This is a genomic window from Thermogemmatispora sp., assembly GCF_019683635.1.
Classification (GTDB): domain Bacteria; phylum Chloroflexota; class Ktedonobacteria; order Ktedonobacterales; family Ktedonobacteraceae; genus Thermogemmatispora.
Genome location: NZ_JADGIA010000350.1, coordinates 1 through 2,413, shown reverse-complemented (window position 1 = coordinate 2,413; position 2,413 = coordinate 1). Strand labels below are relative to the sequence as shown.

Here is a 2,413-nt window from a genome sequence, read left to right as displayed (position 1 = left end):
GAGTGGCAAGAGGAGGCAGGAGCTGGTGAGCAACTGGAGGAGGGCGTTGGAGCGCTGGCCGGGGGAGAAGCGGGTGAGGGAGCTGGGGGAGCTGGTGCTCTAACGATGAAGAGAAAAGCCTGCCACCTCTCCCCCAGAAACGCAAGGGAGCGGCCCAAATCGATCCCCATCATCCACACATAACGGGCCGCCGGATCAGCAGGGTGCCAGCCCTAGCCGCCACCCTCCTCACGGCTGGCCGCCGAACGACCGCCGATCCCCCAATTGCGCTTTGGCACCTCATAAATAATAACGCGCACCTCTTCCACCGGATACCCCAACTCGCGCCCTGCCGCCTCAGAGAGCAGACGAATCAACCGCTCCTTCTGCTCCTCGCTGCGGCCCTCCATAATAGTCACTTTGAGCACAAGCATCGCTTACCTCCTTTCTCTCTCTGCTTTGGCCATAACAGGGCAGCAGATTGCTGCTCAATCCTCTTCTCTCAGCCTGGCACAGACGCGCCCCATGCTGGCCCAGCGCCAGCCCTCGCGTCGCAGTCCCCTGGCTCTGTCTGCCTGGCTTGCCAGAACCGTGGCCGACGACGTACAATACAGCCAGCACCGCAGATGAGCGCCGGCGCGCTCGCCTGCCCTGGCCCGACAGCGCCTTGCCTGTTGGGGTCAACAAGCAGCAACGCAGCGCCAGACCAGGCCAGACAAGAAAGGAGCCAGGACACCGATGCCCATGCTCGAAGTACTGCGCGCCGCTGACAGGCCGCTCACCGCCGCCCAGAAGCGCGCCTTTGCCCGCGAAGCCACTCGCATCTTTCACGAGGTCCTTGGTACCCCGCCCGGGCGCCTGCGCCTCTTCTTCCTCGACACCTCACCCGAGGGTCTGGAGGGCCTGCACGAGCTGCCAGCCGCCGACAAGCCAGACCAGCCCGCCCCAACTTCCTAGCCGGGCAGGCCCTCCAGCCTCAGCTCACGCCGGAACTCCTCAAGATAGCGCCGCATAAAAGCCAGACGCTCCTGAGCCAACGCCTGCCCTGTGGCCGTCCCCATCGTCTCCCCCATACGCAGCAGCTTCGTATAGAAGTGATCCAGCAGATAGCGCCGGTCGTCAGGCGCGTGCTGCTCAGCGAACGGGTCAGCCGGATCATACGGGCGTGTCTCCGCCGCAGCCCGCAGCGTCCCCGTGATCGCCCAGCGCATAATACCAATCGCCCCCAGGCCGTCCAGACGATCCGCATCGCGCACCACCCGCGCCTCAAGCGTCCGCGGCTCAATCCCGCGGCTAAAGCTATGGGCCAGCACCGCATGCAGAATCGCCTCACGCTCCGCAGTCGGCACCCCGTGAGCGGCCAGCACCTCAGCGGCCAGATCATGCGACAGATCGGCGTGGTGCCGCTGCTCCTGAGCCGCAGACATCTTTCCGTCTCTCTCGCTCTCTGTGGCTACCCGCCCCAGATCGTGCAGCAGCGCCGCCATGCCCACCACAAACTGATCCGCTCCCTCGCGCTGCGCAATCGCCACCGCCAGCCGATAAACACGCTCTATATGGTCCCAGCCGTGGGCCAGGTCGGCCCTTCCCACACTCAGAAAGCGCCCCTCCACCTCGCGGTAGACCTGGGCCAGCACGGCATCTCTATCGAAAGCAAAAGCCATCTTCTCGCTGTCTCATCCTTTCTCTGTTGTCTGCCAGGCTCGCTACGTAGGCCGCCTGGCCATCTCTCACTCACGCACGCCCCAGCAAGACGGTCCGCCCACCTCTCGCCTACCCTGGTCCGGCTCAGCTCGCCCCCTCACGTCTCCTGTGGCGCAAGCAGATCCATTCTACACCATCTGGCGGGGGGCAGAAGGATCAATCCAGGCATACCGCTGTACTGTCCTACGGGGCAGTGGGCTGCCGTCGAAGTGCCCCCGAAGCCCGGGCCGACGAGGCTGCGGGCAAGCCCCTGGCTCAAGCCAGGGGTCGTTGACAGCGTAGCGCTTCTCAAGAGCCTCCGCCGCGCTCCCCCTGAAAAATTTCACAGGGGCCTTGACAAAGCCCCCAACCCCCGACTATATTCTATTTGAAAACGCTTACGTAAGCGTTTTCGGTACCGATTCCACAACCAGCAGGAATGCAAGGAAGCTCCCGCTCCCTCCCCCAGCCTGCAGAACCTGCTAGTCGGGTTCTGCAGGACGAGGAGCGGCAGCAGCGAGACTCGTGCAAGGAAAGGAAGCACGACGGAGCATGACACCGCACTCCATTCGACGACAGAGCTTGTGGAAACGCAAGCAGCTGCTGGCCTTGCTGGCGCTGCCCGTCCTGCTGCTGACGGGACTCTTTGGCGGTCAGGCGCGGGTGCACGCCGCCAGCTACTGCCAGGTCAGCTACAGCGTCGTCAGCCAGTGGCCTGGCGGCTTCAGCGTCAACCTGGTGCTGCAGAACA

General features: G+C 64.2%; 3 protein-coding genes and 1 pseudogene. 2 read left to right on the top strand and 2 right to left on the bottom strand.

Annotation, left to right across the window (positions count from 1 at the left end; translation table 11 throughout):
* Nucleotides 1–212: 212 nt before the first annotated feature.
* Nucleotides 213–413, bottom strand: a complete 201-nt coding sequence (locus IRZ31_RS21200; protein WP_151727693.1) for a 2-hydroxymuconate tautomerase family protein — start codon at nt 411–413, stop codon at nt 213–215.
* A 304-nt stretch (nt 414–717) separates the two neighbouring features.
* On the opposite strand from IRZ31_RS21200, the gene IRZ31_RS21195 reads away from it, so the two are divergent.
* Nucleotides 718–936, top strand: coding sequence for a hypothetical protein (locus tag IRZ31_RS21195; protein ID WP_297157726.1), 219 nt, complete (start codon nt 718–720; stop codon nt 934–936).
* Here IRZ31_RS21195 and IRZ31_RS21190 read toward each other — a convergent pair.
* Nucleotides 933–1,643 carry an HD domain-containing protein gene (locus IRZ31_RS21190; RefSeq protein WP_297157724.1) on the bottom strand — a complete coding sequence of 237 codons (711 nt, stop codon included), beginning with the start codon at nt 1,641–1,643 and terminating at the stop codon, nt 933–935. The two genes, IRZ31_RS21195 and IRZ31_RS21190, sit on opposite strands and share 4 nt — an antisense overlap.
* A gap of 571 nt (nt 1,644–2,214) precedes the next feature.
* On the opposite strand from IRZ31_RS21190, the pseudogene IRZ31_RS21185 reads away from it, so the two are divergent.
* Nucleotides 2,215–2,413: pseudogene (locus IRZ31_RS21185) on the top strand (endoglucanase); the annotation flags it as partial.

What these genes read in the sequence shown, in the direction of transcription:
- IRZ31_RS21200 (WP_151727693.1), bottom strand. Translation starts at nt 413, where the DNA reads ATGCTTGTGCTCAAAGTGACTATTATGGAGGGCCGCAGCGAGGAGCAG.
- IRZ31_RS21195 (WP_297157726.1), top strand. Translation starts at nt 718, where the DNA reads ATGCCCATGCTCGAAGTACTGCGCGCCGCTGACAGGCCGCTCACCGCC.
- IRZ31_RS21190 (WP_297157724.1), bottom strand. Translation starts at nt 1,643, where the DNA reads ATGGCTTTTGCTTTCGATAGAGATGCCGTGCTGGCCCAGGTCTACCGC.